The sequence below is a fragment of the Amycolatopsis rhizosphaerae genome (assembly GCF_007713715.1).
Lineage (GTDB): Bacteria > Actinomycetota > Actinomycetes > Mycobacteriales > Pseudonocardiaceae > Amycolatopsis_E > Amycolatopsis_E rhizosphaerae.
The window spans coordinates 1-4,824 of record NZ_VJWX01000530.1 but is presented as its reverse complement, the minus strand read 5'-3'; the positions used below and the strand labels follow the sequence as shown (position 1 = coordinate 4,824).

Genomic DNA, 4,824 nt, shown 5'->3' with positions numbered 1-4,824 from the left:
GGCGGGTGGGCCCACTACGTCGGCCAGGAAAAGGTGCGACCGCTGACCGGCTGGTTCCACCTGGCGTTCGGCCTGGACTGGCAGCGCCCCACCCGGCACATGGTGGGCACGCCGCTGTTCTGGCTGGCCACCGACCAGTGGCGCTACGAAGCCTTCGCCGCGGACGCGCTGGCCAGCCCGCTCGGATCGGGCTCGTTGGCCGGGCGGACCCTGCCCGACTGCAACGCGCTGGCCGCACGGCTGGGCTGGATGCCCTCGCATCCGGCGTTCGACCGCAACCCGCTGGATCTGTGCGACGAGGCCGAACGGTCCGGCGTCACCGTGGCGGACCACGTGGTCGGGCAGCTGAAGTCGGGTGCGCTGCGGTTCGCCGCGGAGGACCCGGACGATCCGGCGAACTGGCCGAGGGTGCTGATGGTGTGGCGGGCGAACCTGTTCGCGTCCTCGATGAAGGGGCACGAATACCTGTTGCGGCACCTGCTGGGCACCGATGACGCCGTCACCGCGGCCGAAACCCCGCCCGGGTTGCGCCCGGCCGAGGTGGTGTGGCGCGAGCGGGCACCGGTGGGGAAGCTGGACCTGTCCGTCGCGGTGGACTTCCGGATGACGAGCACCTGCCTGTTCTCCGACATCGTGCTGCCCGCCGCGACCTGGTACGAGAAGTACGACCTGTCCTCCACGGACATGCACCCGTTCGTCCACGCCTTCACCCCGGCGATCGCCCCGCCCTGGCAGGCGCGCACCGACTTCGACATCTTCCACACCCTCGCGGCCGAATTCTCCCGCCTGGCCGCGACGCACCTCGGGGTACGCCGCGACGTGATCGCCGCGCCGCTGGCGCACGACACCCCCGACGAGCTGGCCCAGCCCTACGGTGTGGTGCGGGACTGGAAGAGCGGCGAATGCGAGCCGATTCCCGGCAGGACCATGCCGAAACTGATCGTGGTGGAACGGGACTACGCCGCGATAGCGGAGAAAATGGCGGCGATCGGGCCGCTGCTGGACACCGAGGGCACGACCACCAAGGGCATCACCTGGACACCCGACGCCGAAATCGACCATCTGCGTGGGCAGAACGGCACGGTGCGCGGCGGGATCGCCGACGGCCGTCCGTCGATCGCCCGGGACGACCAGTTCTGCGAAGCGATCCTCGCCCTCTCCGGCACCACCAACGGGCGGCTCGCCGAACTCGGTTTCCGCGCGCTGGAACAGCGCACCGGGGTCGGGTTGCGCGACCTGGCCGCCGAGCGGGCCGGGGACCGCATCACCTTCACCGACACCCGGACCCAGCCCCGCGCCGTGATCACCTCACCGGAGTGGTCGGGCAGCGAGACCGGTGGGCGCCGGTACTCGCCGTTCACCGTCAACGTGGAGCGGCACAAGCCCTGGCACACGCTGACCGGGCGGCAGCACTTCTTCCTCGACCACGAGTGGATGGCCGAATTCGGCGAGCAGCTGCCGACCTACCGGCCACCGCTGAACGTGCTCGCGCATTTCGGCCGCCCCTCCGCCGCGGCGGACGGGCGGCCGGAACTGGTGGTTCGCTACCTGACCCCGCACTCGAAATGGTCCATCCACTCCGAATACCAGGAGAACCTGCACATGCTCACCCTGTTCCGCGGTGGCCCGGTGATCTGGATGAGCCCTGCCGACGCGGCCAGGATCGGCGTGGGCGACAACGACTGGATCGAGGCGTACAACCGCAACGGCGTCGTGGCCTGCCGCGCCGTGGTCACCCACCGGATGCCCGAAGGCACGGTGTACATGTACCACACCATGGACCGGCACCTGAACGTGCCGAAAACCGAAATCTCCGGCCGGCACGGCGGCGGCGACAACTCGCTGACCCGGCTGCTGATCAAACCCACGCACCTGATCGGCGGCTACGCCCAGTTCTGTTACGGCTTCAACTACATCGGCCCGACCGGCAACCAGCGCGACGAGATCACCGTCATCCGGCGGCGTGCCCAGGAGGTGGAGTTCTGATGCGGGTCATGGCACAGGTGGCGATGGTGATGAACCTGGACAAGTGCATCGGCTGCCACACCTGCTCGGTCACCTGCAAGCAGGTCTGGACCAACCGGCCCGGCAGCGAGTACATCTGGTTCAACAACGTGGAGACCAAGCCCGGCACCGGCTACCCCCGCCGCTACGAGGACCAGGACCGGTTCAAGGGCGGGTGGACGCTCAACCGGCGCGGCAAGCTGAAGCTCAGGGCCGGAGGGCGGCTGCGCAAGCTGCTGTCCATTTTCTACAACCCGGAACTTCCGTCACTGGACGACTTCTACGAGCCCTTCACCTACGACTACGAACACCTGACCACCGCACCGCTGTCGGACTCGTTTCCCAGCGCCCGCCCCAAGTCCCAGTTGACCGGACGGAACATGGCCCCCTCGGCCGGGCCCAACTGGGACGACGACCTCGCGGGCTCGGACACCTACGCCGCCGCGGACCCGAACCTGGACGGGCTGGCCGAGGAGGTGCGGTTGGAGTTCGAGCACGCCTTCTACTTCTACCTCCCCCGCATCTGCGAACACTGCCTCAACCCGTCCTGCGTGGCGTCGTGTCCCTCGGGGGCGATGTACAAGCGGATCGAGGACGGGATCGTGCTGGTCGACCAGGACCGCTGCCGCGGCTGGCGGTTCTGCGTCTCCGGCTGCCCGTACAAGAAGGTGTACTTCAACCACCGCACCGGAAAGGCCGAGAAGTGCACCTTCTGCTACCCCCGCATCGAGGGCGGCAGGCCCACCATCTGCTCGGAAACCTGCGTCGGCCGCCTGCGCCACCTCGGGGTCATGCTCTACGACGCCGACGCCGTGCTCGCCGCGGCGTCCACAAAGGACGACACGGACCTGTACGAGGCCCAGTTGTCGGTGTTCCTCGACCCGCACGACCCGGAGGTGATCGCGGCGGCCGGACGGGACGGCATCGCGCACGACTGGATCCAGGCGGCGCAGCGATCCCCGGTGTACGCGTTGATCGCCGAACACCGGGTGGCGCTGCCCCTGCACCCGGAGTACCGGACGATGCCGATGGTCTGGTACGTCCCGCCCCTGTCCCCCATCACCGACGCCGTCCACGCCACCGGCCACCACGACGACGACCCCGACCGGGTGTTCGCCGCCATCGAAGACCTGCGCATTCCGCTGGGATATCTGGCCGGCCTGTTCACCGCCGGGGACACCCGGCCCGTGGAACGGGCACTGCGCCGGCTGACCGTGCTGCGCACCCACATGCGCTCCCGGCAGGTCGGTGATCCGGTGGACGCCGAGTTGCTGGCGTCGGTCGGCATGACGGCCGAGGGCGTCGAGGACCTGTACCGGATTCTGGCGATCGCCAAATACGACGAGCGCTATGTCATCCCGAAGACGCACGCCGAGGACACCGGTCGCCTGCAGGCCCAGCACTGCGCCGTCGGTTACCCCGGTGGCGTCGCGGATCCGGGCGCCCACGGCAGCCAGTTCCGCGACGACGAGGGGCGGCTCCGGTTCAACCTGCTGGGCTGGAACGGCACCGGCCGCCCGGCGCACCTGTTCGGCGAAGGTGGTGGCCGATGATCCGCCGGACCCGACGCGCCGCACCCCGCCCGGCGGACACCACGCTGCTGTTCAAGATCACCTCGATCCTGCTGCAGTACCCCGACGACCGCGTCCACACCCACCTGGCCGACGTGACCGCCGCATACCCGGCGATCACCGACGCCGGGGCGTGCGAGCGGCTCGCCGGGTTCACCGGCTGGCTGGCCGGACGCACGCCCACCGAGGCCGCCCAGCACTACGTCGCCACCTTCGACCACACCCGCCGCCGCAGCCTGTACCTGACCTACTACCGCCACGGTGACACCCGCGCCCGCGGACTGGCGCTGCTCGCCCTCAAACACACCTACCGCCAGGCCGGGTACCCGGCCCCCGCGGACGAACTGCCCGACTTCCTGCCGCTGATGCTGGAATTCGCGGCGGCCGCCCCCGAACCCGGACAACGCGTGCTGATCCACTGCCGGGCCGGACTGGAACTGCTCACCGAGGCCGTGCACGCCACCGGCAGCCCCTACGCGGCGCTGCTCGACGTGATCCGCGGCCGCCTGCCCGGACTCACGCCCCGGCACCGGGACGTGCTGCGTGCCCTCGCCGAAGCCGGGCCACCGGCCGAGCAGGTGGGCCTGGAACCGTTCGCCCCACCCGAATATCTCACGGGAGGATGCCGATGAGCGCCTGGGACCTGTGGTGGTGGGTGATCCTGCCCTACCTCGCCCTCGCCGTGTTCGTCGTCGGGCATGTCTGGCGCTGGCGCTACGACCAGTTCGGCTGGACCAGCCGCTCCACCCAGCTGCAGGAACGCGTGCTGCTCAAATGGGGCAGCCCGCTGTTCCACTACGGCACGTTCGCCGCGATCGCCGGCCACGTCATCGGCATCCTGATCCCCGAGTCCTTCACCGACGCGATCGGCATCCCGGACACCGCCTACCGCTGGTTCTCCTCCATCGCCGGCACCATCGCCGCGCTCGGCGTGATCATCGGTGTGGCCATGCTCGCCTACCGCCGCACGCTGATCCCGCGGGTGCGAGCCACCACCAGCCCGGTCGACTGGGTGGCGCTGGTCCTGCTGGCCATCGTGATCGTGCTCGGCATCATCCCCACCATGGGCGTCAACCTGCTCGGCGCCGGTTACGACTACCGGATGAGCGTCGCCCTGTGGTTCCGCGGCCTGTTCGCCGGAAACCCCGACGTGGCCGCCATCGCCCACGCACCGCTGATCTACCAGGTCCACGCCACCGCGGCCTGGGCCATCCTGGGCATCTGGCCGTTCACCCGGCTCGTGCACGTC

General features: G+C 69.7%; 4 protein-coding genes. All 4 read left to right on the top strand.

What is annotated here, in order from left to right; all coding sequences use genetic code 11:
- A partial coding sequence (locus FNH05_RS32350; protein ID WP_144592646.1) for a molybdopterin dinucleotide binding domain-containing protein occupies nucleotides 1-1,986 on the top strand: 1,986 nt, incomplete at its 5' end.
- Nucleotides 1,986-3,557, top strand: a complete 1,572-nt coding sequence (gene narH, locus FNH05_RS32345; RefSeq protein WP_144592645.1) for a nitrate reductase subunit beta — start codon at nucleotides 1,986-1,988, stop codon at nucleotides 3,555-3,557. The genes FNH05_RS32350 and narH, both read left to right, overlap by 1 nt.
- Nucleotides 3,554-4,207: a nitrate reductase molybdenum cofactor assembly chaperone gene (narJ, locus tag FNH05_RS32340; protein WP_144592644.1), complete on the top strand. Its 654-nt coding sequence runs from the start codon at nucleotides 3,554-3,556 to the stop codon at nucleotides 4,205-4,207. Before narH ends, narJ begins: the two co-directional genes overlap by 4 nt.
- The coding region (narI, locus tag FNH05_RS32335) for a respiratory nitrate reductase subunit gamma (protein WP_144592643.1) at nucleotides 4,204-4,824 on the top strand (621 nt) is incomplete at its 3' end. The genes narJ and narI, both read left to right, overlap by 4 nt.